Source organism: Nocardioides sp. NPDC101246, from assembly GCF_044767415.1.
Taxonomy (GTDB): Bacteria; Actinomycetota; Actinomycetes; order Propionibacteriales; family Nocardioidaceae; genus Nocardioides.
Map to the genome: position 1 here is coordinate 92,521 of NZ_JBIWNX010000019.1, position 26,879 is coordinate 119,399.

The 26,879-nt window shown below is 70.0% G+C and carries 25 protein-coding genes; 11 read left to right on the forward strand and 14 right to left on the reverse strand.

Translation table 11 applies throughout. The annotated features are described in order from the left end of the window. Positions 1 to 14: 14 nt before the first annotated feature. The 4 genes from ACIRON_RS27310 to ACIRON_RS27325 all read left to right on the forward strand — a co-directional run bounded on the left by ACIRON_RS27310 (position 15) and on the right by ACIRON_RS27325 (position 3,664). Entirely contained in the window at positions 15 to 797 is a 783-nt protein-coding gene (locus ACIRON_RS27310; RefSeq protein WP_402997474.1) for an ABC transporter permease, read from the forward strand. Positions 798 to 1,023: 226 nt separating this feature from the next. After that, on the forward strand, positions 1,024 to 1,698 hold the full coding sequence (locus tag ACIRON_RS27315) for a response regulator transcription factor (protein WP_091044290.1): 675 nt from the start codon (positions 1,024 to 1,026) through the stop codon (positions 1,696 to 1,698). Next, complete coding sequence (locus ACIRON_RS27320; RefSeq protein ID WP_402997477.1) at positions 1,695 to 3,116, forward strand: ATP-binding protein; 1,422 nt, start codon at positions 1,695 to 1,697, stop codon at positions 3,114 to 3,116. Before ACIRON_RS27315 ends, ACIRON_RS27320 begins: the two co-directional genes overlap by 4 nt. Positions 3,117 to 3,127: 11 nt before the next feature. Next, a complete protein-coding gene (locus ACIRON_RS27325; RefSeq protein WP_402997480.1) occupies positions 3,128 to 3,664 on the forward strand; it encodes a hypothetical protein in 537 nt (178 codons plus the stop codon). A 17-nt stretch (positions 3,665 to 3,681) separates the two neighbouring features. Here ACIRON_RS27325 and zwf read toward each other — a convergent pair whose 3' ends face one another. The 4 genes from zwf to ACIRON_RS27345 all read right to left on the reverse strand — a co-directional run bounded on the left by zwf (position 3,682) and on the right by ACIRON_RS27345 (position 8,987). Beyond that, positions 3,682 to 5,139, reverse strand: coding sequence for a glucose-6-phosphate dehydrogenase (gene zwf / locus ACIRON_RS27330; protein ID WP_091043369.1), 1,458 nt, complete (start codon positions 5,137 to 5,139; stop codon positions 3,682 to 3,684). A gap of 88 nt (positions 5,140 to 5,227) precedes the next feature. After that, a complete protein-coding gene (locus tag ACIRON_RS27335; protein ID WP_402997484.1) occupies positions 5,228 to 6,478 on the reverse strand; it encodes an anthranilate synthase component I family protein in 1,251 nt (416 codons plus the stop codon). Next, entirely contained in the window at positions 6,475 to 7,050 is a 576-nt protein-coding gene (locus ACIRON_RS27340) for an anthranilate synthase component II (RefSeq protein ID WP_402997486.1), read from the reverse strand. The genes ACIRON_RS27335 and ACIRON_RS27340 overlap by 4 nt, the downstream gene beginning before the upstream one ends. After that, on the reverse strand, positions 7,047 to 8,987 hold the full coding sequence (locus tag ACIRON_RS27345; protein WP_402997489.1) for an anthranilate synthase family protein: 1,941 nt from the start codon (positions 8,985 to 8,987) through the stop codon (positions 7,047 to 7,049). Before ACIRON_RS27345 ends, ACIRON_RS27340 begins: the two co-directional genes overlap by 4 nt. 102 nt (positions 8,988 to 9,089) lie before the next feature. On the opposite strand from ACIRON_RS27345, the gene ACIRON_RS27350 reads away from it, so the two are divergent. The 3 genes from ACIRON_RS27350 to ACIRON_RS27360 all read left to right on the forward strand — a co-directional run bounded on the left by ACIRON_RS27350 (position 9,090) and on the right by ACIRON_RS27360 (position 10,957). Then, on the forward strand, positions 9,090 to 9,590 hold the full coding sequence (locus tag ACIRON_RS27350) for a SigE family RNA polymerase sigma factor (RefSeq protein WP_402997492.1): 501 nt from the start codon (positions 9,090 to 9,092) through the stop codon (positions 9,588 to 9,590). Next, positions 9,587 to 10,204 (forward strand): hypothetical protein, encoded by a 618-nt coding sequence (locus tag ACIRON_RS27355; RefSeq protein ID WP_402997495.1) that lies wholly within the window; start codon positions 9,587 to 9,589, stop codon positions 10,202 to 10,204. The genes ACIRON_RS27350 and ACIRON_RS27355 overlap by 4 nt, the downstream gene beginning before the upstream one ends. 108 nt (positions 10,205 to 10,312) lie before the next feature. After that, the gene (locus tag ACIRON_RS27360; protein ID WP_402997497.1) at positions 10,313 to 10,957 is read left to right on the forward strand and encodes a hypothetical protein; all 645 of its coding nucleotides are present in this window, start codon (positions 10,313 to 10,315) and stop codon (positions 10,955 to 10,957) included. Here ACIRON_RS27360 and ACIRON_RS27365 read toward each other — a convergent pair. Both ACIRON_RS27365 and ACIRON_RS27370 read right to left on the reverse strand, forming a co-directional pair. Next, complete coding sequence (locus ACIRON_RS27365) at positions 10,954 to 13,143, reverse strand: HelD family protein (protein WP_402997500.1); 2,190 nt, start codon at positions 13,141 to 13,143, stop codon at positions 10,954 to 10,956. The two genes, ACIRON_RS27360 and ACIRON_RS27365, sit on opposite strands and share 4 nt — an antisense overlap. 116 nt (positions 13,144 to 13,259) lie before the next feature. Further along, complete coding sequence (locus tag ACIRON_RS27370) at positions 13,260 to 14,027, reverse strand: enoyl-CoA hydratase family protein (protein ID WP_402997503.1); 768 nt, start codon at positions 14,025 to 14,027, stop codon at positions 13,260 to 13,262. 19 nt (positions 14,028 to 14,046) lie between these two features. Between ACIRON_RS27370 and ACIRON_RS27375 the strand changes: the two genes are divergently transcribed. Next, positions 14,047 to 14,628 (forward strand): protein-L-isoaspartate O-methyltransferase, encoded by a 582-nt coding sequence (locus tag ACIRON_RS27375; RefSeq protein WP_402997506.1) that lies wholly within the window; start codon positions 14,047 to 14,049, stop codon positions 14,626 to 14,628. Here the strand turns inward: ACIRON_RS27375 and ACIRON_RS27380 are convergent. After that, positions 14,625 to 15,758, reverse strand: a complete 1,134-nt coding sequence (locus tag ACIRON_RS27380) for a YihY/virulence factor BrkB family protein (protein ID WP_402997509.1) — start codon at positions 15,756 to 15,758, stop codon at positions 14,625 to 14,627. The two genes, ACIRON_RS27375 and ACIRON_RS27380, sit on opposite strands and share 4 nt — an antisense overlap. Before the next feature lie 96 nt (positions 15,759 to 15,854). Here ACIRON_RS27380 and ACIRON_RS27385 point away from each other — a divergent pair, with 96 nt between their 5' ends. Beyond that, entirely contained in the window at positions 15,855 to 16,466 is a 612-nt protein-coding gene (locus ACIRON_RS27385; RefSeq protein ID WP_402997512.1) for an RDD family protein, read from the forward strand. 61 nt (positions 16,467 to 16,527) lie between these two features. Beyond that, positions 16,528 to 17,223: an RDD family protein gene (locus tag ACIRON_RS27390; protein WP_402997515.1), complete on the forward strand. Its 696-nt coding sequence runs from the start codon at positions 16,528 to 16,530 to the stop codon at positions 17,221 to 17,223. Positions 17,224 to 17,350: 127 nt separating this feature from the next. Here the strand turns inward: ACIRON_RS27390 and ACIRON_RS27395 are convergent, their stop codons facing one another. From ACIRON_RS27395 to ACIRON_RS27425, 7 genes are read right to left on the reverse strand one after another with little or no spacing between them, the layout of a single operon-like run. Continuing rightward, the gene (locus tag ACIRON_RS27395; RefSeq protein WP_402997517.1) at positions 17,351 to 18,517 is read right to left on the reverse strand and encodes an acyl-CoA dehydrogenase family protein; all 1,167 of its coding nucleotides are present in this window, start codon (positions 18,515 to 18,517) and stop codon (positions 17,351 to 17,353) included. Then, positions 18,514 to 20,439: a biotin carboxylase N-terminal domain-containing protein gene (locus ACIRON_RS27400; RefSeq protein ID WP_402997519.1), complete on the reverse strand. Its 1,926-nt coding sequence runs from the start codon at positions 20,437 to 20,439 to the stop codon at positions 18,514 to 18,516. The genes ACIRON_RS27395 and ACIRON_RS27400 overlap by 4 nt, the downstream gene beginning before the upstream one ends. Before the next feature lie 5 nt (positions 20,440 to 20,444). Further along, entirely contained in the window at positions 20,445 to 22,016 is a 1,572-nt protein-coding gene (locus ACIRON_RS27405; RefSeq protein WP_402997522.1) for an acyl-CoA carboxylase subunit beta, read from the reverse strand. Further along, positions 22,013 to 23,146, reverse strand: a complete 1,134-nt coding sequence (locus tag ACIRON_RS27410; RefSeq protein ID WP_402997525.1) for an acyl-CoA dehydrogenase family protein — start codon at positions 23,144 to 23,146, stop codon at positions 22,013 to 22,015. The genes ACIRON_RS27405 and ACIRON_RS27410 overlap by 4 nt, the downstream gene beginning before the upstream one ends. Next, positions 23,143 to 24,861 (reverse strand): acyclic terpene utilization AtuA family protein, encoded by a 1,719-nt coding sequence (locus tag ACIRON_RS27415; protein WP_402997528.1) that lies wholly within the window; start codon positions 24,859 to 24,861, stop codon positions 23,143 to 23,145. Before ACIRON_RS27415 ends, ACIRON_RS27410 begins: the two co-directional genes overlap by 4 nt. Next, positions 24,858 to 25,652 (reverse strand): TIGR03084 family metal-binding protein, encoded by a 795-nt coding sequence (locus tag ACIRON_RS27420; protein WP_402997530.1) that lies wholly within the window; start codon positions 25,650 to 25,652, stop codon positions 24,858 to 24,860. Before ACIRON_RS27420 ends, ACIRON_RS27415 begins: the two co-directional genes overlap by 4 nt. Further along, entirely contained in the window at positions 25,649 to 26,248 is a 600-nt protein-coding gene (locus tag ACIRON_RS27425; protein WP_402997532.1) for a TetR/AcrR family transcriptional regulator, read from the reverse strand. Before ACIRON_RS27425 ends, ACIRON_RS27420 begins: the two co-directional genes overlap by 4 nt. 114 nt (positions 26,249 to 26,362) lie before the next feature. Between ACIRON_RS27425 and ACIRON_RS27430 the strand changes: the two genes are divergently transcribed. Beyond that, complete coding sequence (locus ACIRON_RS27430; protein WP_091043414.1) at positions 26,363 to 26,722, forward strand: VOC family protein; 360 nt, start codon at positions 26,363 to 26,365, stop codon at positions 26,720 to 26,722. Positions 26,723 to 26,879: the final 157 nt, after the last annotated feature.

Below are 26,879 nucleotides of genomic sequence, written 5' to 3' on the forward strand. Positions count from 1 at the left end.
ACGGAGGTGGCGGCATGACCGAGTTCCAGCAGCCCGTCCTCAAGTCCGGCTTCTTCCGGGAGTCGATGGTCGTCTTCAACCGTCAGCTGCGGATGAACCTCCGCAACCCGGCCTGGGTGCTGATCGGGGTGATGCAGCCGATCCTCTACCTGCTGCTCTTCGGCCCGCTGCTCGAGCCGCTCATCGAGGAGCTCGGCGGCAACGCCTACAACTGGTTCGTCCCCGGCATGCTCGTCCAGCTCGGCATCTTCGGCGCGATGTTCGCCGGCTTCTCGCTGATCGGCGAGTGGCGCGAGGGCGTCATCGAGGCGGAACGTGTCACCCCGGCCTCGCGCGGCGCGCTGCTGTTCGGGCGTCTCTACCGCGACCTGCTGCAGATCCTGGTGCAGGCGATCATCCTGGTCGCCCTCGGCCTGGTGATGGGCATGGACTTCAAGCCGGTGGGGATCCTCGTCGGGATCGCGATCACCGTGATGATCGGTGGTGCCGGAGCCGCCGCCTCCAACGCGTTCGCGCTGCTCGTCAAGAGCGAGGACGTCATGGCGCCGGTGACCAACATGCTGCTGATGCCGATCCTGCTGCTGTCGGGCATCTTCCTCCCGATGAGCTTCGGCGCCGGGTGGCTCGAGGCGCTGGCCGACGTCATCCCGACCAAGCACATCGTCGACGCGGTGCGCGCCTCGTTCTTCGGTGATCTCGGGGTGGGCGACATCGGCTGGGGCCTGGGCTGGACCGTCGCCCTGTTCGGTCTCGCGGTCTGGTGGGGCATCTCCACCTTCCGCAAGGAGAACGCCTGACCTCTCGGGTCTCTCCTGCACTTCTCGGGTGTCGCGATGCCCGGGAAGCGCAGGCCCGAAAGTTCGTAGAGTCCGGCCGTCCGGGGATCCGACAACCCGGCAGATCTCAGCTGAAACACCGGCCGCCTCTCAGCGGTGACTCAGCGAGGGGTGGCAAGGTAGGAGTGTGAACAGCCCTGCCACCCCCCGTGATGGGTCCAGCGACAGCACCGGCGACAAGCCGCACGTGCTGGTCGTCGACGACGACAAGGCCGTGCGTGAGTCGTTGCGCCGGTCGTTGGAGTTCAACGGCTACGTGGTCGCCCTGGCCGGCGACGGCGCCGAGGCGCTCGCCGGCATCGCCAACCACGACCCCGACGTGGTCGTGATGGACGTGATGATGCCCCGCCTCGACGGCATCGAGGCCACCAAGGCGCTCCGAGCCGCCGGCAACGACGTACCGATCCTGGTGCTGACCGCCCGTGACGCCGTCGGCGACCGGGTCGACGGACTGGACGCGGGGGCCGACGACTACCTCACCAAGCCGTTCGCGCTCGAGGAGCTCCTGGCCCGGCTGCGCGCGCTGCTGCGCCGGGCGGCCCCGGTCGGGGAGGACGACGAGGAGACGCTGCACTTCGCCGACCTGTCCATGAACACCACCACCCGTGAGGTGACCCGGGGCGAACGCGCCATCGAGCTCACCCGCACCGAGTTCACGCTCCTGGAGATGTTCCTGCGCCGGCCCCGCCGCGTACTCGATCGGTCGTTCATCCTCGAAGAGGTCTGGGGCTACGACTTCCCGACGACCGCCAACTCGCTCGAGGTCTACGTCGGCTACCTGCGCCGCAAGACCGAGGCCGAGGGTGAGACCCGGCTGATCCACACCGTACGCGGCATCGGCTACGTCCTGAAGGAGCCGTGAGCAGCGCCGTGACCATGCCGGCAACCAGCTCGCGCTACCGCGGCTCTCTGGCGGGCCGGGTCACTCTGCTGACGACCCTCGCGGTCGCCGGGTCGATCGCCCTGATCGCGGTCGGGCTCTACTTCGTCGTACGCATCCAGCTGCAGGCCAACATGGATGAGTCGCTGCTCACGCGGGCCACCTCCGCCGCGGCCAACACCGCGTCGATCCAGGACGCACGAACAGGCGCGGCCTTCCCGACCTGGGTACTCAACGCCGGCGACATCCAGGTCGCCGAAGTCGACGACTCCCACAACTACTGGTCGCCGACGCTGGGCACGTTCCCTCGACCCGGCGTGCCGGAGGAGGCGGTGGCCAAGCGCGAGGCCAAGCAGTCGGTCCGTACGGTCTCCACCAAGGTAGGCGTCTTCCGGGTCGTCACCGTCCCGATCCCCGACAGCAACTCCGCGCTGATGCTGGCCCAGTCGCTGGGGCCGCAGCAGGAGATGTACAAGCGGCTAGGGCTCGTCGTGCTCTTCTTCGGCGCCGCAGGTGTCGTCGCCGCAGCGTTCGCGGGCTGGCTCGTGGCAGCGGGCGGACTGCGGCCGGTGAGGCGGCTGACCGCCTCGGTAGACCGGATCGCGACGACCGAGGACCTCACCCCGCTCCCGGTCGAGGGGGACGACGAGATCGCCCGGCTGGCCACGTCGTTCAACCGGATGCTGTCCGCCGTCTCCGCCTCGCGGGACCGGCAGCGACAGCTGGTGGCGGACGCCTCGCACGAGCTGCGTACGCCGCTGACCTCGCTCCGCACCAACGTCGAGCTCCTCACCCAGGCAGACGCCTCGATCTCGGGTGAGCAGCGGGCCGACCTGCTGGGCGACATCCGGGCCCAGATCGAGGAGCTCACCAACCTGATCGGAGATCTCGTCGAGCTGGCCCGCGACGCACCGGCCGAGCCGACGCTGGAGACACTGGACCTCTCCGAGGTCGTGGACCGGGCGATCTCCCGGGTACGACTGCGCGCACCGTCGGTGACCTTCACCGAGGAGATGGCGCCCTGGTGGGTCATGGGCGATGCCAGCTCGCTGGAACGTGCGGTCACCAATCTGCTCGACAACGCCGCCAAGTGGTCGCCCGAGTCGGGCACGGTGCACGTCTCCCTCCACGCCGGGGTGCTCAACGTCGACGACGAGGGACCGGGCATCGCCGAGGACGACATCCCCTACGTCTTCGACCGGTTCTACCGCTCGACCGAGGCCCGTTCGATGCCCGGTTCCGGGCTCGGCCTCGCTATCGTCCGGCAGGTCGCCGAGCGCACCGGCGGATCGGTCTCAGCAGCCCGTTCCCCGCAGGGTGGCGCACGGATGACCATGCGACTGCCCGGCTCGGCCTCTCCTCGGCCGACCGAAACGCCCACGACTGTGTCGAACGATTGAGGGTTGAACTCTTGAAGTACGCCGTCCTCGCGCCCGCTCTGCTGGCGCTGCTCTCCCTCGCTGCCTGTGGAGCCGAGGAGCCCTCCGATCCGGACGCCGCCGCCTCCGCGTCGGCCTCGGGGGATGCCTCCAAGGAGACGTTCAACCCGTGCGACGGGCTCGACATTACCCCGGTCGAGAAGGCCCTCGGCGCCCAGCTCCGCGTCGAGAAGGGCACCTCGGCGGCACCCCGCTGCGCCTTGCTTCCCGAGGAGTCGGGCGGGACCGCGTACGAGCTGAACTACCTGCCCTTCGACGGCACCCTCGCGGAAGCGTGGAAGACCATGGACGTGAAGTCCAAGGAGGTCAGCGAGCCCGAGGTCAAGGGCGCCGAGGACGCCCGGCTGGTCAAGCAGCAGGGCGTCAACTCGTACGCCGTCACCGGCTTCGTCCAGAACGGCACCCTGATCCAGAGCTTCAACTCCGTCGACCTGGAGCCGTACGACGGCGACGCCATGGATCGCGCCGCCCAGGCCCTCCTCGAGCAGCTGAGCGCCAACGCCCCGTAGCCTGCGCGCCCTCTCGGCTAGGGCTTCTTCGTCTCGCGCCAGGAGCGCTCGAAGGGGAGGCGCCAGGCGTGGGGGGCGATCAGCTGGTGGATCGAGTTGGGGCCCCAGGAGCCGGGTGCGTAGAGGCGTACGGGCGGAGGGTTGTCGAGGAGCGGCTGGGAGATCTCCCAGAGCGTCTCGATGCCCTCGGCGGTGGTGAACAGCGTGTGGTCGCCACGCATGGCGTCGTGGATGAGGCGTTCGTACGCCTCGAGTACGCCGGTCGAGGAGCTCGTCTCCTGGGTGGCGAACTGCATGGAGAGCTTCTCCAGCTTCATGCCGGGCCCGGGGCGCTTGCCGTAGAACGACAGCGACATCTTCGACTGGTCGGCGAGGTCGAAGGTGAGATGGTCGGGGCCCTGGGTGCCGGCGCCGGAGTTGGCCGGGAACATCGTCAGCGGCGGCTCCTTGAACGCGATCGAGATGATCCGCGCGCCCTCGGCCAGCTTCTTCCCGGTGCGCAGGAAGAACGGCACGCCCGCCCAGCGCCAGTTGTCGATGATCACCTTCATCGCGATGAAGGTCTCGGTGTCGGAGTCGTCGGCGACCTCGTTCTTGCCGCGGTAGCCGGAGTATTGACCACGCACCACGTTGCGCGGGTCCAGCGGCCGGATCGACCGGAAGACCTTGTTCTTCTCCTCGCCGATCGGGTCGGGAGCGAGCGAGGTCGGCGGCTCCATCGCCATGAACGCCAGCACCTGCATCAGGTGGGTCACGACCATGTCGCGGTAGGCGCCGGTGCTCTCGTAGAACGCGGTGCGTCCCTCCAGGCCCAGCGTCTCGGGGATGTCGATCTGGACGTGGTCGATGAAGTTGCGGTTCCAGATCGGCTCGAAGAGACCGTTGGCGAAGCGGAAGGCCAGGATGTTCTGCGCGGCCTCCTTGCCGAGAAAGTGGTCGATCCGGAAGATCTGATCCTCGGAGAAGACCTCGTGGATCTTGGCGTTGAGCTCCTTGGCCGACTCGAGGTCGGTGCCGAAGGGCTTCTCCATGATGATCCGGGCGCGCTCGACGAGGTCGGCCTCCTCGAGCTGACGGATCACGTCCTGGGCCGCCTTCGGCGGGACGCTGAGGTAGTGGAGGCGGCGCACGTCGCTGCCGAGCCCCTGGAGCTTCTTCTCGGCGAGCTTCACCGCGTCGGCGAGCGCGTGCGGCCCCTCCTTGGTCGAGACGTAGGAGAGCATCCCCCCGAACGCCGCCCAGCGCTCGTCGGTGATGTCGCCCTTGCCGAACTCCTCGCACGCCTCGCGAGCGAACTCGATGAACTGCTCGTCGGAGAGATCCTCGAGCGATGTGCCGACGATCTGGGCATCCGTCATCAGCCCGGCCTCGTTGAGTCTGAGCAGGCCAGGCAGGAGTTTGCGGCGCGCCAGATCACCCGTCGCACCGAAGAGCACGATCACATGTGGCAGCGCTTTGTCATCGATGGTCGCCATGATGAGTCCACGGTAGTCCTCGTTTTATGAACGATCCAATAGACAACGGCCGCCGTCTCAACGTGTCGCCGTCTTTTCACCTGTTTGATCATCTGCCGAGGGAAGCGCGCACCCGATCGGCCTTCAACCGCGCCTCGGCGGCCTCCTCGGCGACGTCGGATCTGACCGTGATCCCGCCGCCCGTGCCGATCTGCCAGGTGTGGGTGTCGTGGGTCGTCAGCGTGCGGATGACGACGCCCAGATCGGCCGGCCCGTCGCCGGAGATCCAGCCGAAGGCACCGGCGTACGCCGCCCTCGGCCCGCCCAGCTCGCGCTCGGCGCGCTCGATGACCTCCATCGTGCGCAGCTTGGGCGCACCGGTCATCGACCCGGCGGGGAAGAGCCTGCGCAGCGCCCCGATCGTGGTGATCTCCTCCCTGAGCCGACCGCTCACGGTGGTGACGAGCTGGTGCACGCTCTCGTAGGACTCCACCTGCATCAGCCCGGGCACCTCCACCGTCCCCGGCTCGCAGACCATCGCCAGGTCGTTGCGGAGCAGGTCGGTGATCATCAGGTTCTCGCTGCGAAGCTTCGGATCGGTCCGCAGCAGCTCCGCGTTGGCGGCATCCTCCTGTGCGGTGGCGCCGCGCGGGGTCGTGCCCTTGATCGGCCTCGTCTCGATCGTGCGGTCGGCGTCGATGACGGCGTACCGCTCGGGGCTAGAGCTCAGCAGCCACGCTCGATGGTTCGCGAGGTCGTGCTGAAGGAACCCTGCGTACGGCGCGGGGTTGATGCTCCGGAGCCGCAGATAGGTCTCCACCGGGTCGGCCTCGACGTCGACCGTGGTGCGGTAGGTCAGATTGGCCTCGTAGGTGTCGCCGGCCCGGAGGGCCTCCTGGACCTGGTCGAAGGCGGCGGCGTAGGCGGCATCTCGGTGTAGTCCGGTAGCGAACTGCCTATTACTCGCCGGTATATGGGCAGTTCGCTCCCGGACTACCCCGACATGGTCGAACATCCGCACGTGCGACGGGCGCATCCAGACGGCGTCGGGTACGTCGGTCGACGGGGTCGCCGGGAGGTCCGCGCGGCAGGCGTAGCCGAGGTAGCCGAACCACTGCTCCCCCGGGCCGACCTCGCTCTCCAGGACCTGCCAGATGTCGTCGCCGACCACCTCGAACCGACCGCCGGCGTGGCGCAGCACCTCGCGGCGCGAGGCGGAGTACGTCAGCGAGACGTCGTCGTCCTCCAGCCAGCCGATCAGGGACCGGGTGCCCGACCACTCGCGGGCGCCGCCGCCGTCGAGCCAGACGCAGCGGGGGTGGGCGGCGGCGACCTCGGCGAAGAGGTCCTCGACGCTCATCGTGGCTCCGGTCGACCCAAGAAGTTGGCGACCATCGCCGCCCCGTGCTGGGAGAGCACCGACTCGGGGTGGAACTGGACGCCCTCGAGCGGCAGCTCGCGATGACGTACGCCCATCACGACCCCGTCCTCGGAACGGGCCGTCACCTCCAGGACGTCGGGGATCGAGACGGCCGCCAGGGAGTGGTAACGGACCGCCTCGAGCGGCGACGGGATCCCCGCGAAGGCCCCCCGCCCGTCGTGCGTCACCCGAGCCACCTCGCCGTGGGCGGGCTCGATCCGGCCGACGACGCCGCCGTAGGCGGTCACCAGGCCCTGCATGCCCAGGCAGACCCCGAGGACGGGCCGCCCCGCGTCCAGGAGTACGTCCCGCCCGACCGCGAAGTCCGCCGGCTCGGCCGGATGGCCGGGCCCGGGCGAGAGCACCACATGGGTGTAGCCGGCCAGGTCCCCGAGCTTCACCTCGTCGTGCTCGACGACGTCCGGCATCTCACCGCTGACCTGCGCGATCATGTGGACGAGGCTCCACACGTAGGAGTCGTGGTGATCGACCACCACCACCCGCGCGCTCATTGTGCGAGCAGGTCGCTGACGACGTCGTGGATGAGGTCGTAGCCGCGCTCGGTGAGGACCGACTCCGCGTGGAACTGGATGCCGGCGTAGTGGGGCCCGGAGATGGCGTGGATGTCGCCCGACTCGGGATCGGCATCGACCGACACCCCCGCGGGCAGCTCGGTGGATCCCACCCGTCCGACGAAGGTGTTGTAGAAGCCGACCCGCTCGCGACGCGGCCGTCCGCCGAACCCGAGTCCGACGCGGGTCTGGGTGCCCTGGAAGACGATGTCCTTGTAGTGCAGCCCGATCCCGAGCTGGTGGCACAGCGCCTGGTGGCCGAGGCAGACCGCCAGGAACGGCTGCTCGGTCTCGAGCAGCGAGGCGACCGCAGCGCGCAGCTTGGCCATCTTCGGGTCGGAACCGTCGCGCGGGTCGCCCGGTCCGGGCCCGACGATGACGAGGTCTGCTCCCGCGAAGGCACCGTCCTCGTAGTCCTCGTGCCGGACGACCGACGAGGTCATCCCGAGCACCCGGAGGACGTGGCGCAGCATGCGTACGAAATCGTCCTCGCCGTCCAGGATCACCGCGTGCTTGCCGGCGAGGTGGGCCGAGGGCTCCTCGTCGGCCTGGTCGGTGAGCCAGAACGACGACAGCCGGCGGTTGCGGGCGGCCAGGGTCAGCAGCAGGTCCTCGTCGTTGACCAGCTCGGAGACGTCCTGGGCGAGCGTGGGCGCGGCCGGCACCAGCCCGAAGGCGGACAGGATCCCGCCGGCCTTGGCGTGCGTCTCGGCGACCTCGTAGTTCGGGTCGGAGTCGCGCACCAGCGTCGCTCCGGCGCTCACCTTGAGCTGGCCGTCGACAGAGACGTCCGCGGTGCGGATCACGATCGGGCTGTCGACGGTCGGTGCACCGGACTCGTCACGGCCGAGCAGCGCGAGGGCGGCGCCGTAGTAGCCACGGCCCTCCGGCTCGTACTTCTTGATCAGCCGGCAGGCGTTCTCCACCGGCGAGCCGGTGACGGTGGCGGCGTACATCGTGTCGCGCAGGATCTCGCGCGGGTCCCGTGCCGAGCGACCCGCCAGCAGGTACTCGGTGTGGATCAGCCGCGACATCGGCTTCAGGAACGGCCCGAGCACCTGGCCGCCCTGGTCGCAGATGTCGCACATCATCTTGAGCTCCTCGTCGACCACCATGAAGAGCTCGTAGACCTCCTTCTGATCCGTCAGGAAGTCGGTCAGCTGCCCCTTGAGGTCGTGGGCGATCTTCTCCGGCGTTCCCTCGAGATCGCGCGGCAGCCGGAACGTGCCGGAGATCGGGTTCATCCGGACGTCGCCGCCGTGGACGCTCACGTGCCGCTCCGGCGAGGCGCCGATGAGGTAGCGGTCGCCGGTGAAGAAGCAGTAGGTCCAGTACGCCCCGCGCTCGCGCTCCAGAAGACGACGCAGCACGGTGAGCGCGCGGTCGTGGTTCCAGTCGTCGAGCTGGGCCCGGTAGTGGCGGCCGATCACGAAGTTGGCGCCCTCGCCCTGGCCGATCTCGTCCTCGATGACGGTCTTGACCAGGTCGGCATAGGTGTCGTCGTCCACGTCGAACCCACCGCGGTCCACGAACTCCACGGGGACGTCGGGAAGCGCCTCGACCGCCTCGGCGACGGAGAACTCCCACTCGCGCTCCACGTCGACGACCACCAGCGGCGTGCCGTCGTCGTGGGCCTCGAAGCCCCGCTCGCTCACCTGCCGGAACGGCACCGCGAGCAGCCGGTCGGCCACCTTCCCCGGCTCCGGGGCGCCCTCCTCGAGAGGTACGTCGAGCAGCGACTCGACCACGGACCGGGTGCCTGCCAGCATGCCGACCGTGTCCCGGTCACCCGCCCGCGAGGAGCGGCGGATGATCGCCCACGCCTCGTGCCCCGTGATCTCCTCGATCGCGGTCTTGGCAGGCGTCTGGGTCGTCATGGGATGAGCCTAATCCGCGCGCTGACGCCGGACCCATTCGATTCGGATGGTGAAAGCGGGTTCCCGTGCAACCCCGCAACGCCCCCGATCCGTTGACAGTGCGTGAGACGTTCCCAAGACGCCGAATTCGAGGCCTTCGTACGCCGCCACCGCGCGCCGCTCGTCGGCACTGCCCGGCTGCTGACCGCCGGCGACGCCCACCTGGCCGAAGACCTGGTCCAGACGACGCTGGTCAAGGTCTATCTGGCCTGGGGACGAGCGTCGCAGCAGCCCGCTGCGTACGCTCGCCGCACCCTGGTCAACTGCCTGACCGACCACCGCAGGCGCCCGTTCTTCCGGCGGGAGCAGGGCGCGGTCTCGCTGCCCGAGGCCCCGGTCGAGGACCCGGCGATGGTCGATCCCGAGCTGGTCGCCGCGCTGGCCGAGCTCCCCCCGCGGCAGCGCGCGGCCGTCGTGCTCCGGCACGTCCACGACCTCTCGGTCGACGAGGTCGCCGACGCGCTCAACTGCTCGACCGGAACCGTGAAGTCCCAGACCGCTCGCGGCCTGGACAAGCTCCGGGCGCTGCTCACCCCCACCCAACTGACAGGAGACTCCCGATGAACGACGTGATCGACCGCCTCGCCCGCCTGACCCCGTCCCCGGCCGCCCCGACCGAGGATGCCGCCGCCGACCTCCGCCGCGGCCATCAGGCGCTCTCCCGGCGCCGGATCAAGCGCGGCGCGCTCGGTGCCGCCGCCCTGACCCTCGCCGTCGGCGGCGCGTTCGGCGGGATCGCGCTGACCTCCGACAACGGGGGCACGCCGACGGTCCAGGCCGCCGACAACGTGCGCCTCGTCGACTACGACGGGACCCAGGTGCCCGGCTACACCGTGGCGAAGGTGCCCGAGGGGTTCGTGCTGCAAGGATCCGACCAGTACGTCCTCGCCGTCGCCCGCCCCGACGACAAGTCCTCCATCAGCGACTTCCAGGACAAGATCGTGGTGACCCTGGAGTCGACCACGTCCGAGGCCGAGGACTCGACCGACACCACCGTCGGTGGCCGGCCCGCCACGCTCGTCACCACCCCCGACGGCGCCACGATGCTCAAGTACGCCTACCGCGACTTCACCGTCGTCATCCAGATGTGGAACACCATCCACCTCACCGACGAACAGCTCGTCGAGTTCGCCGAGGGCCTCGAGGTCACCGCGGACGCCAAGCCCTCGGTCGGCTGACGTCTGCTGCGGCCCGCTACATCAGTCGACGGCACCTTGTGAATGATTCACAAGGTGCCGTCGACTGATGTAGTCGCGACGTACCACCCGCGCAGCTAGGCTCCGCGGGTGGTCGTCAACGATCTGAGCAACGACGAGTTCGAGCGCCTCTACGGCCCCTGGGCCTCACGTACGCCGGCCGATGTGGCTGCTCTCTTCGAGGGCTATCCCGGCACCTGGTGGATCGCCGGTGGCTGGGCGATCGAGGCGTTCACCGGCATCGGGCGCGACCACGAGGACACCGACACCTGTGTGCTCCGCAGCGAGTTCGCCGTGCTGCGCAAGCATCTGGCGGGGCGCTTCGACGTATGGGCCGCCGGCACCGCGGCGCTGCGTCCGTTACTCCCGGACGACGATCCCGACGGCGCCGCGGACGATGTTCTGTGGGAGACCGAGGGTCAGGTCTGGACGCGGCGGAGCGCCCAGGACCCGTGGGAGTACGACCTGCTGCTCAACCCCGGCACCGCCGACGAGTGGGTCTATCGGCGTGAGGAGTCGATCCGGATGCCGATGTCCGAGGCGGTCTGGGAGCGCGCCGGGATCCGTTATCTCCAACCCGAGATCCAGCTCCTCTACAAGGCCCCGGGGCTCCGCTCGAAGGACCAGCTCGACTTCGACAACGCGGTGCCGCTGCTCGAGGACCGCCGGCGCCGCTGGCTGCGGCGCGCGCTCGAGCAGACCCTTCCGGACCACCCCTGGATCGCCGCCCTCTAGGAGACGGTGGTCAGCAGCTGGGTCGCACGGGTGAGGACGACGTAGAGCGTGGCGCGGCCGGTGGCCGACTCGCGTTCGATCTCGTCGGGGCTGACCACGACGATGCCGTCGAACTCGAGGCCCTTGGTGTCCAGGCCGGTGAGGACGACGATGCGGTCCTCGCCGGACGGCACCGAGGTCGGGTCGGCCGCGGACGCCGCGGCGCTGGACGCGTCCTCAGCGAACTCGGACCAGGACGCTAGCCACGAGTTGACCTCCGAGCGGCGCGCGACCGGGACGACGATGCCGACGGTGCCGCCGACCTGCGACGCGATCTCGCCGACCGCCTCCCGGGTGGCCTGCTCCAGGTCGACCGCATGCTCGATGACCCGCGGCTCGACGCCGGTGGAGCGGACCGCGGTGGGCAGGTCGGCGTCGAGCCCGACCCGCTCGGCGTAGGCGGCGGCGAAGCCGTAGATCTCGGCAGAGTTGCGGTAGTTCGTGGACAGGTGGAACGCGTGCACCGGCTTGCCCTCGAGCGCCTTGGCCCGGGCGGCCTCGGCCTCCGCCGCCACCGGCCACGAGGACTGGGCGGGGTCGCCGACGATGGTCCATGAGGCCGTACGTCCCCGCCGGCCGACCATCCGCCACTGCATCGGGGTGAGGTCCTGGGCCTCGTCGATGAGGATGTGGGCGAACGGGTCGTCGTCGATCCGGTACGTCGGCGGGCGCCAGCCCCGGCCCGAGGAGAACTCGCGGTCGGAGGCGGTCATCAGCTCGGCGATGTCGATGCCGCTCTGGTCGGCGTCCCGCTCGTCGGCGACCTGCTCGGGGATGTCGCCGATCGCGTAGCGGAGCTCGTCGAGCAGCGGAATGTCCTCGATGGCCAAGTCGGCGTCACTCAGCCCCCGGCCGGCCCACGACTTGAGGAGCAGCTGCTGCTCGTCGTGGGTCAGGACTCCCTCGGAGACGCGAGCGAGGAGCTCCGGGTCACGGAGCCAGCCGAGCACCTCGCGCGCCTCCAGCGCCGGCCACCAGGTGGCGGCGAACTCCAGGAAGGCGGGGTTGTCGAGCATCTCGTCGTTGAAGACCTCGCGGCCTCGCTCGCGGCCGCGCTCGCCGCGTACCTGACGCCAGAGGATGTCGAGAAGCAGCTGAGGTACGCGGCGCAGCTGCTGGTTGCGCCGACCCTGCCCCATCAGCTGGCGCCGCAGGTCACCGAGGCGCTTGCCGTCCAGTCGCAGCGAGTCGTCGCGGTAGAAGACCTTGAACTCGCGCGGGGAGCCCGGCGCCTGCTGGCGCGAGGCACGTCGCAGCACCTCGGCCATCCGGGCCGAGCCCTTCACGTCGGCGACGGCGGGGTCGTTGTGCCAGGTCGCGCGCACGCCGTCCACGACCTCACCCAGCGAACGCAGCGCCACCGCGGTCTCACCGAGGCTCGGCAGGACGCGTTCGATGTAGCGCATGAAGACGCCCGACGGGCCGACGATGAGCACGCCACCGGACTCGTAGCGGCGACGTTCGGTGTAGAGCAGGTAGGCGGCCCGGTGGAGAGCCACCACGGTCTTGCCCACGCCAGGACCGCCGGAGATGGTCGTGACGCCCTTGCCGGGCGCGCGGATGGCCTTGTCCTGCTCGGCCTGGATGGTCGCGACGATGGAGTGCATCGTGCGGTCCCGGGCGCGGCTGAGCTGGGCGATCAGCGCGCCCTCGCCGACGATCGGCAGGTCGGCGCCGGAGCTCTCCAGCGCCTCGGCGTCGAGCAGCTCGTCCTCGACACCGATCACGCTCTTTCCCTCGGAGCGGAGCACCCGCCGCCGGATCACCGACCTCGGCTCGACCGCGGTGGCCTGGTAGAACACCGCTGCCGCCGGCGCCCGCCAGTCGATCAGCAGCGAGTCACGCTCGGCGTCGCGCAGACCGATGCGGCCGACGTAGCGCGGCTCCGGGTCGACCGACGGATCGAGGTCGAGGCGGCCGAAGACCAGCCCCTCGTGAGCAGCATCGAGCTGCGCGATGCGTCGCGCCGCCTGGAAGGCGAACGCGTCGCGCTCGACCAGTCCGCCCTCATGCCCCAGGCGTCCACGGTCGCGGCCCTCTGCGGCCAGCTCCTGCGCAGCGCGCGCCGACTCCCCCAGCTGGAGGTAGACACGATCTACGAACCCCTGCTCCTGAGCGATCTCGCGCTCAGCCAGCTTGTCGTTCAACTGGATGTTCCCCCGTCACAAAGATCCACACCCGCCGTGCGCCCCCCATGGCGCACGGCAAGGAGGTAACTCTACCCCCGACGTGGTGTTATGCGGGCACGGGTGCCGCCAATCGGCTACCGCTTACGAGACAGGAACGCGGTCATCGCCTCGCGGGCCTCGTCGGAGCCGAAGAGGCGGGCGGAGAGGGCGGCCATCTCCTCGCCGCCGGCGTCGATGTGCTCGACCAGGCCGCGGACCATGAGGCGCTTGGTCTCGCGTAGGCCCTGGGGGGAGCCTTCGAGGAGCGAGGAGGTGATGGCGGAGACCTCGTCGTCGAGCGACTCGGCCGGGACGGCGGCGGTCAGGATGCCGATGCGGGCGGCCTCGGCGGCGTCGAACTTGTCGCCGGTGAGGAAGTAGCGGGAGGCGGCGCGGGCGTCGATCCGGGGCAGGATCGAGAGGGAGATCGCGGCGGGGGCCAGCCCCAGCCGGACCTCGGTGAGCGCGAACGAGACGGTGTCGGCGGCGATCGCGATGTCGGCGGCGGCCACGAGCCCGAGGCCGCCGGCGCGCACGGGGCCCTGGACCTTCGCCACGACCGGCTTGGTCAGGGCGACGATGGTGCGCTGGAGACGTACGATCCCGCGGGTTCCTTCCTCCATCGGCACCGTCGCGGCCTCGGAGAGGTCGGCGCCCGAGCAGAAGACGGTGCCGGTTGCCTGGAGCACGACCGCCTTGACCGAGGTGTCCTTGTCGGACGCGTGCAGCGCCTCGAACAGCTCGGTGACGAGCTGGCGGGAGAGCGCGTTGCGGTTGGCCGGCGAGTCGAGGGTGATGGTGGCGACACCGTCGACGACCTCGAGGTGGACGAGCTCTGCGTTGGTTTCTGGCGACTCAGTCATGGGGCAGACCTTACGGTGATTGACTGGACCTGTGGACCCGGTCCTCGATGCGTTCGCCGCCATCCCCCGGGAGGGCTTCCTCCCACCCGAGGAGCGTGGCTTCGCGGGCTTCGACGAGCCGCTTCCGATCGGCCACGGGCAGACCAACTCGCAGCCGCGAACCGTGGCCGACATGCTGCGACTCCTCCAGGTGGAACCGGGCGACAAGGTGCTCGACGTCGGCTCCGGGTCGGGCTGGACCACCGCCCTGCTCGCCTACCTGACCACCCCCCAGGGCAGCGTCATCGGGGTCGAGCTGGAGCCGTCCCTGGTCAGGTTCGGCCGCCGGAACCTGGCCGCGACCGCCCAGCCGTGGGCCCGCATCGAGAAGGCGAAGCCCGGGGTCCTCGGGTGGCCCCGGCAGGCTGCGTACGACCGCATCCTCGTCTCCGCCGAGGCCGACGCGCTGCCGAACGAGCTGATGGACCAGCTGGCCGCGCCCGGTCGGATGGTGGTCCCGGTCGCCGGCCTGATGATGCTGGTCGAACGCAACGAGACCGGCACGGCGCGGCTCAGCGGCCACGGCTGGTATCGCTTCGTGCCGCTGCGCAGGCACCTCTAAGGCGTACGCCGCTCCGGCTCGCCATCGTCGGGATGCGGCAGCGCGCGGAGCTGGCCCGGCGGCACCGGGGGCGGCGGCTTGGTCGGCGGCAGGGGTTGGCTGAACTCGTCGCGGCGACGGATCTGCCGAGCGGTCTTGCGGAGCCAGGAGGGGTCCATGACGATCTCGTGGCTGTTGCCGTCGGGCCCGTCGAAGGTGACCGCGACGGTCTCGAAACCCTTGTGGCGCTGCATGAGGGCATAGCTCGCGTAGGCGCGGCGGTCGGCCTCGGTCAGCTCGACGTCGTCGGTGAAGAGGGTCAGCAGCGCGCGCGGCCACAGGTGACGGGAGTAGACGACGTTGACCTCGATCGAGATCACCACCATCAGCGCCGCGATGTAGAGGAAGGCGACCAGACCGAGGACCAGCGCGAAGGTCTGGTTCATGCCACGGGTGGCGGCGAGAACGTGCTGGACGAACTCCGCACCGAAGTACTGCAGTACCTGCCACAGCAGCGCGAACGTGAGCGCCCCCGGAAGGGCGTGGCCGAGGGCATGGTCGCGCGTGGTGGCCATCCGGAAGACGACGCAGAGCATGCCGGTGACGATCACGACGGTGCCGAGGATCACCAGCCAGTAGCCGACGTCGACCGCCTTGAACCCGAGGAAGTCGGTGCGGCTCAGCACCAGTGACAGCGCGGTCACCGAGATGATGGCCAGACCGCCTGCGGCGAGCATGAGCAGCGACCGGACCCTCAGCAGGATCGGGTTGGGACGGCTGTTGCGCGGCACGGACCAGGCTGTGTTGACCGCGTTCTGCAACGAGAGGCCGAGGCCGAGCGCACCGTAGAGGGCCGTGATGCCACCGATGATGATCGCGCCGGTCGATCCGGTGAGCTCCTTGCGGCCGAGCTGGTCGCCGATGATCGGGAACTGCGCCAGCGCGGTGTCGAGGACCGCCTCCTGTAGGTCCGGGTTGCCCTCCAGCACGAAACCGAGGATCGAGGAGGCGAGCAGCAGGATCGGGAAGACGGCAACGAACGCGTAGTAGGTGATGATCGCGGCGAGGTTGTTGCCCTGGTCGTCCCAGAACTTGTACAGCACAGCCAGCGGGAACGCGACCGGCGGGAACCGGCGCTGAGCCCGATCCATTGCCGTCGCCGCTCCAGCCATAAGGGTCAGGCTAACCCCTGTGCAACCCGATAGATTGAACCTCGGTCAGGTCAGCAGGCCAGCACACTCGAGGAGATGACCCACCAGATGTCCAACTTCGGCCCGCCGCCGGGGCCGCCGCCAGGCGCACCGCAGGACCCCGCTCGTGGACCGCAGCCGCAGGCCCCGCCCTGGGCACAGCAGGCGTACGTCCCCTCCGGCCCGCCGCTGGCGGCCTGGTTTCAGCGCATGGCCAGTGGTCTCGCGGACGCCGTGCTGCTGGTGCCGTTCTATCTCGTCGCCAGCGTGGGCGGCGGCCTGGCTCGTGAGTCCGGCTTCATCGTCACCGGGCTCGGAGTCCTGGCCATCGTGGCCGGATGGTTCGGCTTTCTCGCCTTCGCGATCTGGAACCAGGTGATCCGGCAGGGCCGCACCGGGCACACGATCGGCAAGCGCCTGCTGCGCATCAAGCTCGTCGGGAAGGACCCCGGGTCGGCAGCCGGCGTTCCGCTGACGCTGTTCCGGCAGGCTCTGAACGCGATCGGCTGGGTGCTGATCTTCCTCACGTACTACGGAGGCTTCGCCTTCCTGTTCTTCGGCTCCGTCGTCTGCCTCGTCAACTACCTGTGGCCCCTGTGGGACAGGCGGAGGCAGACGCTCGCCGACAAGCTCGTCGGGACGCTGGTCGTCGGGGAGCCGCGTTCCTAACGGCAGGTGGCCCAGGCGTGTGCGCTGACATTTGGGTTCCGATGTGGCCATACTCGGCCCCATGTCTAACTACGGCCCGCCTCCTGGCGCCCCGCAGGACCCCTCCGGCCAGCCCCTGCCGCCGACTCCGCCGCCGGCGCCGGCCTACGGTCAGCCCAGCGCTCCGCCGCCTCCGCCCGTGCCGGGTTACGGCGCCGCTCCCGCCGCTCCGACCGGCTACGGCGCCGCCCCGGCCGGCTACGGCTATGGCGCCCCGACCCCGCCGTACGCCTCCTGGGGTGCACGCGCGGGTGCCTTCATCATCGACGGACTCGTCGGCGCGGTGGCCATGATCCCGTTCTGGATCGGCTACGGCCTGCTCATCGGCGGAGCCGCCGCGGGTGGCTCCTCGGAGTATGACCCGAACACCGGCATGTACACGCCGGCCGGCGAGCCCAACGGGGCCCTCATGGCCATCGGCGGGCTCCTCATGTTCATCGGCTTCCTGGTGAGTCTCGCCTTCCTGTTCTGGAACTACGGCCTGAAGCAGGGCAAGACGGGCTACTCGATCGGCAAGGGCGTCCTCGGCATCAAGGTCGTCAAGGAGGCCGACGGCCAGGTCCTCGGCACCTGGTTCTCGATCGGGCGCTTCTTCGTCCACTACCTCGACCAGCTCGCCTGCTACATCGGCTACCTGTGGCCGCTGTGGGACGACAAGCGCCAGACCTTCGCCGACAAGATCCTCAGCACGATCGTGATCATCGAGCCGAAGAAGTAACACCCGTCGGTCGAGCCGCCGGAGCCGCTAGGCGGAGGCGTGTCGAGACCAACACAGTCCCATCGTGCGCGATAGGCGACCGTGTTGGTCTCGACACGCTCGCTGGCGCTCGCGGCTCGACCGACGTCTAGTAGGACTTCGGGAGCCCCAGGGTGTGCATGGCGATGTAGTTGAGGATCATCTCCCGGCTGACCGGGGCGATCCGGCCGAGGCGGGCGGCGACGAGCTGGTTGGCCAGGCCGTACTCGACCGTGAGGCCGTTGCCGCCGTGGGTGTGGACCGCGGCATCGGTGGCGTTGCAGGCGACCTCGCCGGCGGCGTACTTGGCCATGTTGGCGTACTCCCCGGCGCCGGCGTCGTCACCGGCGTCGTAGAGCGCGGCGGCCTTCTGCCACAGCAGGCGAGCCTGCTCCAGCTCGATCTTGACCTTCGCGAGCGGGTGCGCGATGCCCTGGTGGGAGCCGATCGGGGCGTCCTTCCAGACCGAGCGGTCCGCCGCGTACGCCACTGCCTTCCCCAGTGCGTAGCGCGCCATCCCGCAGGAGAGGGCGGCGCCCATGATCCGCTCGGGGTTGAGGCCGGCGAAGAGCTGCCAGATGCCGCCGTCCTCGTCGCCGACGAGGGCGTCGGCGGGGAGGCGTACGTCGTCGATGAAGAGCGTGAACTGCTTCTCCGGCGCCTCCCAGGCCATCGGGATGACCTGCTTGGTGAAGCCCTCGGAGTCGGTCGGGACCACGAAGAGGGCCGGCTTGAGCTTGCCCGTCTTGGCATCCTCGGTCCGGGCGACGATGAGGACCGAGTCGGCCTCGTCGACGCCGGAGATGAAGGTCTTCTGGCCGTTCAGCACCCAGCTGTCGCCGTCACGCTTGGCCGTGGTGGTGATCTTGTGGGAGTTGGAGCCGGCGTCGGCCTCGGTGATCCCGAAGGCCATCAGCAGGCTCCCGTCGGCGATGGCGGGAAGCCAGCGCTTCTTCTGCTCCTCGGTGCCGCAGCGACCGATGATCGAGCCGCAGATCGCGGGGCTGACGACCATCATCAGCAGCGGGGCGCCGGCGGTCGCGGCCTCCTCGAGCACGGCGGCCAGGTCGCTCATGCCACCGCCACCGCCGCCGTACTCCTCGGCGATGTTGACGCCGAGGAACCCGTGGCGGCCCATCTCGAGCCACATCTCGGTCATCTTGCCGCCCTCACGGGCCTGCTTGGCGACGAAGTCGTGACCGTACTTCCCGGCCAGCTTCGCCACCGCCTCGCGCAGCGCGGTCCGCTCCTCGGGCTCTGTGAACGCGGTGGTCATTCTGCCTCCTCTACGACGGCCAGCACCTCGCCGGCGGCGACCTGGCTTCCTGGTTTGACGTTGATCTGAGCGAGTACGCCGTCGGTGGGCGCGGTCACCGTGTGCTGCATCTTCATCGCCTCCAGGACCAGCAGCGGCTGGCCCTCGGCGACGCTGCTGCCGGCCTCGGCGAGCACGCTGACGACCGATCCCGGCATCGGCGCCAGCAGGCTTCCCGGCTGGGTCTGGGTGGCCGGGTCGGTGAACCGCGAGCGCTTCCGCAGTGCGGTGTGACCGAACGGCGCGTCGACGTCGATACGGTCACCGTCGACCGAGATCTCGTACGTCGCGCGCAGGCCGTCCTTCTCGAGCACAACCCGGGTCTGACCTGCGTCGATGACCTCGAAGCCGTCGATGCGATAGCCGTCGCGGGTGCCGTACCACTCGACGACGAGGCCGTCCTCAGTGCCGTCCTCGAAGACCGTCCGCTGCGGCTGGTTGGTGACGTTGCGCCAAGCCACCGGGATACCCGGCCGCCTGGTCGCCTCCGCCAGCGCGACCGCCGCGGCGACCGGAGCGCCGGGGTCCTCCGTGTGCGGAAGGAATTTTTCTTCCGCGAGAAGAGCCGTGCTGACCTCACCGGACCGGAAGGCCTCCGACCCGAGGATCCCGACCAGCTGCTCCCGGTTGGTCACCAGCCCGTGGATCTTGGCCGTACGCAGCACCGAGACCAGTCGGCGGATCGCCGCGTCCCGCGTGGGCGCGTGCACGATCACCTTCGCCAGCATCGCGTCGTAGAAGGTGCTGACCTCGGAGCCCGAGGTGTAGCCGGCATCCACCCTGGCGTCGCCGGCGAACTCCAGCTTCGTCAGGACGCCCGACTGCGGCTGATAGTCGGCGGTCGGGTCCTCGGCATAGAGCCGCACCTCCACCGCATGCCCGACGACCCCGCTGGTTGAGCCGCCGGAGCCGCTAGGCGAAGGCGTGTCGAAACCAACACCTCCACCTTCGGCCACCGCGATCTGCAGCTCCACCAGATCGACCCCGTGCACCAGCTCGGTCACCGGGTGCTCGACCTGCAGGCGGGTGTTCATCTCCAGGAACCAGAACCGCTCCGAGGCGGCGTCGTAGAGGAACTCGACGGTCCCGGCACCGCGGTAGTCGATCGCCGCGGCAGCGTTCCGGGCGGCCTCGTGCAGCGCCGACCGGACAGCGTCCGGCAGCAGCGGGGCCGGGGACTCCTCGACGACCTTCTGGTGGCGACGCTGCACCGAGCAGTCACGCTCGCCGAAGACGGCGACGTTCCCGGCACCGTCGCCGACGACCTGGACCTCGACGTGGCGGCCGGCCTCGACGTACGGCTCGACGAAGACAGTTCCGTCCCCGAAGGCGGACGCGGCCTCGGCCTCGGCCTTGGCGATCTCGGTGCCGAGAGCGTCGAGCGAGCGGACGATCCGCATCCCGCGCCCGCCGCCGCCCGCGGAGGCCTTGACCAGCAGCGGAAGGTCGGACTCGACGGGCGAAGCCGGTGCCTCCAGGACCGGGACCCCGGCAGCGGCCATGATCTTCTTGGCCTCGATCTTGGAGCCCATCTGCTCGATCGACTCGGGCGCGGGTCCGATCCAGACCAGGCCGGCTGCCTCGACGGCACGGGCGAAGTCGGCGTTCTCCGACAGGAACCCGTAGCCCGGGTGGATCGCGTCGGCACCGGCCACCTTCGCCGCCTCGATGATGAGGTCGGCGCGGAGATAGGTCTCGGCGGGGGCGTTGCCAGGGAGACGTACGGCATGGTCCGCCTCCGCCACGAACGGCAGGGCCGCGTCGGCGTCGGAGTGCACCGCGACGGTCTCGATCCCGAGCTTGCGGGCGGTACGGAAGACGCGCGAGGCGATCTCGGCGCGGTTGGCGACGAGCAGACGAGAGATGCTGTTTTCGATGGGCACGGCAATCACATCCTGAAGACGCCGAAGTTCATGGCGCCCTCGATCGGTCGGGTGGCGATGGCGGAGAGGCAGAGGCCGAGGACGGTGCGGGTGTCGCGCGGGTCGATGACCCCGTCGTCGTAGCCGAGGCCGGAGAGGAACATCGGCAGCGACTGCTCCTCGACCATCCCCTCGACCATCTCCTTGACGCCCTTGAAACCCTCGGCGTCGAAGACCTCGCCCTTCTTCTCGGCCGACTCGCGGGCGACGATCTCCATCACGCCGGCGAGCTGGGCCGGCCCCATCACCGCGGACTTCGCGGAGGGCCAGGTGAAGAGGAAGCGGGGGTCGTACGCACGGCCGTTCATGCCGTAGTTCCCCGCGCCGTAGGACGCGCCCATGATCACGGTCAGGTGCGGGACGGTGGAGTTGGAGACCGCGTTGATCATCAGGGCACCGTGCTTGATGATGCCGCCCTGCTCGTACTCCGTGCCGACCATGTAGCCGGTGGTGTTGTGCAGGAAGAGCAGCGGGGTGTCCTTCTGGTTGGCGAGCTGGATGAACTGCGCCGCCTTCTGGGCCTCCTCGCTCATCAGCACGCCGCGGGCGTTGGCGAGGATGCCGATCTCGTAGCCGTGCAGCCGCGCCCAGCCGACGCAGAGGCTCGAGCCGTAGAGCGGCTTGAACTCGTCGAAGGGCACCTCGTTGTCGGGCCCGGTCCCGTCGACGATCCGCAGGATCGCCTCGCGCGGGTCGAAGGGCTCCTTGAGGTCGGTCGGGATCAGGTCGAGCAGGCCGTCGGGGTCGAGCTCGGGCTCGTAGCTCGCCTTCGGCTCGGGACCGCGCTTGCGCCAGTTGAGCCGGGCCACGACGCGCCTCGCCTGCCGGATCGCGTCGTGCTCGTCGACGGCGAGGAAGTCGGAGGAGCCGGAGATGCGCGAGTGCATCTCGGCGCCGCCCAGCGACTCGTCGTCGGTGTCCTCGCCGGTGGCCATCTTCACCAGCGGCGGGCCGGCCAGGAAGACCTTCGCCCCCTCCTTGACCATGATCACGTAGTCGCTCATGCCGGGGACGTACGCACCTCCGGCCGTGGAGTTGCCGAAGACCACCGAGATGGTCGGCTGCTTGCGGGCGGAGGCCCGGGTCAGGTCGCGGAACCCCTTGCCGCCCGGGATGAAGATGTCCTTCTGGGTGGGCAGGTCGGCGCCGCCGGACTCGGTCAGGTTGATCGTCGGAAGACCGTTCTTCTCGGCGATCTCGGCGGCCCGGAAGGAGCGCTTGAGGGAGTAGGGGTTGAGCGCCCCGCCCTTCACCGTCGGGTCGTTGGCGACGATCATGCACTCGATACCCTCGACCACACCGATGCCGGTGATGATCGAGCCACCGACCGGGAAGTCGCTGCCCCAGCCGATCAGCGGCTGGGTCTCCAGGAACGGGCTGCCCTCGTCCAGGAGCAGCTCGATCCGCTCGCGGGCGAGGAGCTTGCCGCGGGCCTTGTGGCGGGCGACGTACTTCTCGCCGCCGCCTGCCGCTGCCTTGGCGTGCTCGGCGTCCAGGGCGTCGATCTTCTCGAGGAGCGCCTCTCTGTGTCCGCTCATCGGTCCAGTCCCAACAGCTTGGCGGCCAGGTCCGTCATCACTTCGGTGGCTCCTCCTCCGATCGGCAGGATCCGGGCGTCGCGGTAGTGCCGCTCGACCTCGGTCCCGTGCATGTATCCCGTCCCGCCGTGGAGCTGGACGGCCTGGTCGACGACCCAGGTGCAGGCCTCGACCGCTGTCTGCTTGGCCAGCGCCGCCTCGGCGATCGTGGCCTGGGTCGACCCCTCGCGGTCGTATCTCGCGACCACGGCGTGGGTGTAGGCCTTGGCCACCTCGACCTGCCGGTGCATCTCGACGAGCTTGTGGCGTACGACCTGACGCTTGATCAGGGGCTCGCCGAAGGTCTCGCGTTGGCGGCAGTAGTCGATGGTGAGCGCCAGGCAGCGGGCGGCGGTGCCGTAGCCCTGCACGGCCAGCGCGATCCGCTCGGTCACGAACGCCTCGGCGATGTAGATGAACCCGGCGTTCTCGTCGCCGACGAGGTTGGCCGCGGGGACGCGTACGTCCTCGAAGGCGAGCTCGGCGGTGTCGGAGCAGTGCCAGCCCATCTTGGCGAGCTTGCGGGTGACCGTGAAGCCGGGGGTGTCCTTGTCGATCACCAGCAGGCTGATGCCGCCGGCGCCCTTCCCGCCCGTGCGGACGGCGGTGGTGACGAAGTCGGCGCGGACGCCGCTGGTGATGAACGTCTTGGCGCCGTTGACGACGAACTCGTCGCCGTCGCGTGTTGCCGTCGTGCGGAGGTGGGAGACGTCGGAGCCGCCGTCGGGCTCGGTGATCGCGAGGCTGCCGATCTTCTCGCCGGCCAGGGTCGGCCTCACGTAGGTGTCGATGAGGTGGGGCGAGCCGTGCTTGGCGATGTGCGGCAGCGCGATCCCGTGGGTGAACAGGCCCGCGAGCAGACCCGAGGAGGCGCCCTCGGACATCAGCCCCTCGGTCACCGCGACGGTGTCGGCGAGCCCACCGCCCTCACCGCCGGCCTCCTCGGGGAAACCGATCCCGAGCAGACCCTGCTTGGCGGCGGCCTGGTGGAGCTCGCGCGGGATCTCCTGGTTGTCCTCCCACTCCTGCAGGTCGGGGAAGACCTCGCGGCGGGCGAACTCGGCGCCGAGCTCGAAAAGGTCGTTGCTCACAGAAGCCCCTCCGGAATGTCTACGTAGCGGCTCCGGGCCCACTCGCCCAGCCCCTTCGCCTGCGGGTCGAACCGCGTCGAGGCGGCCACGCCGTCCCCGAGCAGGTCATGGATGACGATGTTCACGCCCCGCAGGTGCGGCAGCGGCGTGATGTCGATGGCCAGGTCCTCGGACTCGGGCAGCAGCTCCCGTACCCACTCCGGGGTGACGGTGTCCAGCAACCACTCGACGGCCGCCTCCGGCCGCCCCTGCGGCACCCAGAGCCCGAGGTTGGCGTCGCCGCCCTTGTCCCCGGACCGGGCATAGACCACATCCCCCAGCGCTCGCCGAGACGTCGCTCCGGTCGGCCGAGTGGTCACCTCGTCCGCCGGGGGTGACGCTTCGGCCGACGCGCGTGACGCTTCGGCCGACGTACGTGACGCCTCGGCGTAGGCGAGGGGGGACGGGACCTCGTAGGTCGAACCGTCAGGGAGGTGGACGGTCTCGGTGGCGCGGTCGCGCCGGACGTACGCAGCCTTGTATATCCCGAACGGAGACGGCCGTCCCGGAGGCGCGGTGACGTGGAAGCCCGGGTAGGAGGCGAGCGCCAGCTCGATGGCCGGGGCGGTCAGCGCGCGCCCAACGGCGTCGGCGTCCGCGGCGCGTGCGGAGAGCCGCAGGATGCAGGCGGCCCCTTCCTCGGTCGGGGAGTCGGGCGCGGGGATGCGGTAGGTCGACCAGGTGTAGTCGGGCCCGATCGGGAGCTCGGCGTCGAGCTGGTCGCGCAGCCAGGTGGCCTTGGCGTCGATGTCGGGGCCGGTGAGTACGAACTCGGCGGAGTTGCGGTAGCCCCCGAGCGAGTTGACGGCGACCTTGAGCGTCGCCGGCGGCGGGGTGCCCGTCACGCCTGTGATCGCCACCCGGTCGATCCCGACCTCCTCGAGCCGGATCGAGGTCAGGTCGGTGGTGACGTCGGGACCGAGGTAGAGCGGACCCTGGATCTCGTAGAGGAGCTGCGCGGTGACCGTGTCGACCGTGACCGTACCGCCGGTCTCGTCCTGCTTGGTGATGATCGAGGAGCCGTCGACGGCGATCTCGGCGACCGGGAAGCCCAGCGGACGCGCCCGGGCCTGGGGCGACATGGTCAGGAACCCGGAGAAGTTGCCGCCGGTGGCCTGGGTGCCGCACTCGATCACGTGGCCGGCGACCACGGCACCGGCGAGCTCGTCGTAGGAGTCGCGCTTCCAGCCGTGGTGGGCGATCGCCGGCCCGACGACGACGCTCGCGTCGGTGACGCGACCGGTGACGACGATGTCGGCGCCGGCCTCGAGCGCGTGCGCGATCCCGAAGGCCCCGAGGTAGGCGTTGGCGGTCAGGGCGTCGGGGTGGGAGTCGAGCCGACCGCGGAGGTCGTCGCCGTCGACGTACGCCACCTTGGCGCGGGTCCCGAGCGCCTCGATGGCGGCGGCGAGCCCGGCGGGGTTGAGACCGCCGGCGTTGGAGACGATCTTGACCTCGCGCTGCAGGGCCAGGTCGATGCTGTCCGCGACCTGGCGCAGGAACGTCTTGGCGTAGCCCGTCGTCGGGTCCTTGAGGGCGTCCTTGCCGAGGATGAGCATGGTCAGCTCGGCGAGATAGTCGCCGGTGAGCACGTCGAGCCGGCCGCCCTCGAGCATGTCCCGCATCGCCGAGAACCGGTCGCCGTAGAAACCGGAGCAGTTGCCGATGTTGATCACTTCTTGGGCCTCCCGTCCCCGGTGGGACCGGCGAACGCCTGGGCGATCGTCAGCCACTTCTCGGCGTCGTCGCCGGTGGTCTCGAGCGCGGTGTCGTCGCGGTGGATGCGCTGGGTGACGAGGCGTGCGAAGTCGTACGCCGGGCCACGGACGCTCTGCGCCGCATCCTCGGGCCCCCACTCCCAGACCTCACCGGACGGTGCGGTGAGCGACACCCGGAAGAGGTCGCTCGGCGGGGTCAGGCCGTGCACCCCGTAGGAGAAGTCACGGGTGCGGGTGCCGAGGTGGCAGACGTGCTTGATGCGGTCGCTGGGCTCGTAGGTCAGACCGAGCGCTTCGCGCACGTCCAGCCCGTGGGCCCAGGTCTCCATGAACCGCGCGGTCGCCATCGAGGCCGGCGACATCGGCGGCCCGAACCAGGGCAGCTTCTGCCCGGCCGGGACGTTCGCCAGCGCTCCGGCGAGCTCACCGCGTACGCCGTCCCAGTGCTCCAACAGGTCCGTCGCCGGCATCGTGGCCAGCGCCAGCGCGGCCTCGTCGACGTAGCCCTCGGGATTCTTGAGCGCCTCGGTGACCAGCTCGTCCCACGCGGTCGCGTCACCCGCCACCCACTCGGTCGCGGCGAGCGCGGCCTCGTCGGTCCAGGCCAGATGGGCGATCTGGGCGGCGACGTCCCAGCCCGCGGCCGGCGTCGCCTCCCGCCAGCCCGACTCGCTCAGGCCCGCCACCACCTGGCGTAGCTCGAACCCCTCCGCGGAGAGGTCCTTCAACAGGTCGTCCAGCAGGCTCATCGCAGCTCTCTTTCCATGACCTCGGCCCAGTGATCGAGGATCCGCTCTCGTCGGGCAGCGTCGTCGGTAATCGTGTCAGCCAGAGCCAGTCCGCGGACGAGATCGAGCGTGGCCTGCACGAGCTCGCGCACCCCAGGCTTCGACTCGTCCACGTCGAGCAGCTCGACCGTGGCCCGGTGGAGCTCGCGGCCGATGCGCTGCTCGAGCGGACCCACCGCCGCGGCCAGCTGCTCGTCGGTGCGGGCCGCCACCCACAGCTCCAGGGCAGCGGCGAAGACCGGGGAGGTGACCTGCTCGGCGAGCATGGCGAGCACGTGGCGCGTACGCTGCCCGCCCCCGGGAAGCGCCCCGGCAGCCTCCTTCAGCGCCTCGCCGCGGGCCTCGGTGATGTGCTCGACCGCCGCCACGACCAGGTCGTTCTTGGCCGGGAAGTGGTGCAGCTGCGCTCCGCGGGAGACCCCGGCACGCTGGGAGACGAGCGTGGTCGAGGTGCCGGCGAAGCCACGCTCGGCCAGCAGCTCGACGGTGGCGTCGAGGAGGCGGGCCCGCATCGCGCGGGTGCGCTGCTCCTGAGGAACGCGGGTGGCCTGGCTCACAGGCACGCACTCTGCCGCGCCAGAAACAAACAGTCAACCCTGACTGTATATTTCTGAGACGACGCCGCGACAGGCGGAAGCGGAACGTCCGGAACCGCTCGTAACGTCGGTCCCATGGCTATCGCACGCACTCCTCAGTGGGTCATCGACTGTCCCGACACGGCAGCCCTGGCCACCTTCTACGCACAGCTCCTCGGATGGGAGTCCAAGGTCGACGACGACGGCGGCTGGGCCAGCGCCTGGGGCGACGGCGGATCGCTGGACTTCCAGCGCGTCGACAACTACCAGGCTCCGAAGTGGCCCGGCCAGGACGTACCTCAGCAGACGCATCTCGACGTCACCGTCGACGACCTCGACAAGGCCGAGGCCGAGGTCCTCGCGATCGGCGCCACCAAGCACGAGGTCCAGCCCGGCGAGTCCTTCCGCGTCTTCCTCGACCCCGCCGGCCACACCTTCTGCCTCTGCCGGGCCTGACAAGCCCCGCCGAGTCGGCAGAAACGGCGGGCCGAGAATGCAGTTGTGGGGGGGGGGGGGGGGGGGGGGGGGGGCGGGGGCCCGCCGGGGCGGGGGGGGGGGGGCGGGGGGGGGGGCGCCCCCCCCGCGGGGGGGGGGGGGGGGGGCGCGCGCGGGC

What these genes read in the sequence shown, in the direction of transcription:
- ACIRON_RS27310 (WP_402997474.1), top strand. Translation starts at nt 15, where the DNA reads ATGACCGAGTTCCAGCAGCCCGTCCTCAAGTCCGGCTTCTTCCGGGAG.
- zwf (WP_091043369.1), bottom strand. Translation starts at nt 5,139, where the DNA reads ATGGCGACCATCGATGACAAAGCGCTGCCACATGTGATCGTGCTCTTC.
- ACIRON_RS27335 (WP_402997484.1), bottom strand. Translation starts at nt 6,478, where the DNA reads ATGAGCGTCGAGGACCTCTTCGCCGAGGTCGCCGCCGCCCACCCCCGC.
- ACIRON_RS27340 (WP_402997486.1), bottom strand. Translation starts at nt 7,050, where the DNA reads ATGAGCGCGCGGGTGGTGGTGGTCGATCACCACGACTCCTACGTGTGG.
- ACIRON_RS27345 (WP_402997489.1), bottom strand. Translation starts at nt 8,987, where the DNA reads ATGACGACCCAGACGCCTGCCAAGACCGCGATCGAGGAGATCACGGGG.
- ACIRON_RS27355 (WP_402997495.1), top strand. Translation starts at nt 9,587, where the DNA reads ATGAACGACGTGATCGACCGCCTCGCCCGCCTGACCCCGTCCCCGGCC.
- ACIRON_RS27370 (WP_402997503.1), bottom strand. Translation starts at nt 14,027, where the DNA reads ATGACTGAGTCGCCAGAAACCAACGCAGAGCTCGTCCACCTCGAGGTC.
- ACIRON_RS27380 (WP_402997509.1), bottom strand. Translation starts at nt 15,758, where the DNA reads ATGGATCGGGCTCAGCGCCGGTTCCCGCCGGTCGCGTTCCCGCTGGCT.
- ACIRON_RS27385 (WP_402997512.1), top strand. Translation starts at nt 15,855, where the DNA reads ATGACCCACCAGATGTCCAACTTCGGCCCGCCGCCGGGGCCGCCGCCA.
- ACIRON_RS27390 (WP_402997515.1), top strand. Translation starts at nt 16,528, where the DNA reads ATGTCTAACTACGGCCCGCCTCCTGGCGCCCCGCAGGACCCCTCCGGC.
- ACIRON_RS27395 (WP_402997517.1), bottom strand. Translation starts at nt 18,517, where the DNA reads ATGACCACCGCGTTCACAGAGCCCGAGGAGCGGACCGCGCTGCGCGAG.
- ACIRON_RS27405 (WP_402997522.1), bottom strand. Translation starts at nt 22,016, where the DNA reads ATGAGCGGACACAGAGAGGCGCTCCTCGAGAAGATCGACGCCCTGGAC.
- ACIRON_RS27420 (WP_402997530.1), bottom strand. Translation starts at nt 25,652, where the DNA reads ATGAGCCTGCTGGACGACCTGTTGAAGGACCTCTCCGCGGAGGGGTTC.
- ACIRON_RS27430 (WP_091043414.1), top strand. Translation starts at nt 26,363, where the DNA reads ATGGCTATCGCACGCACTCCTCAGTGGGTCATCGACTGTCCCGACACG.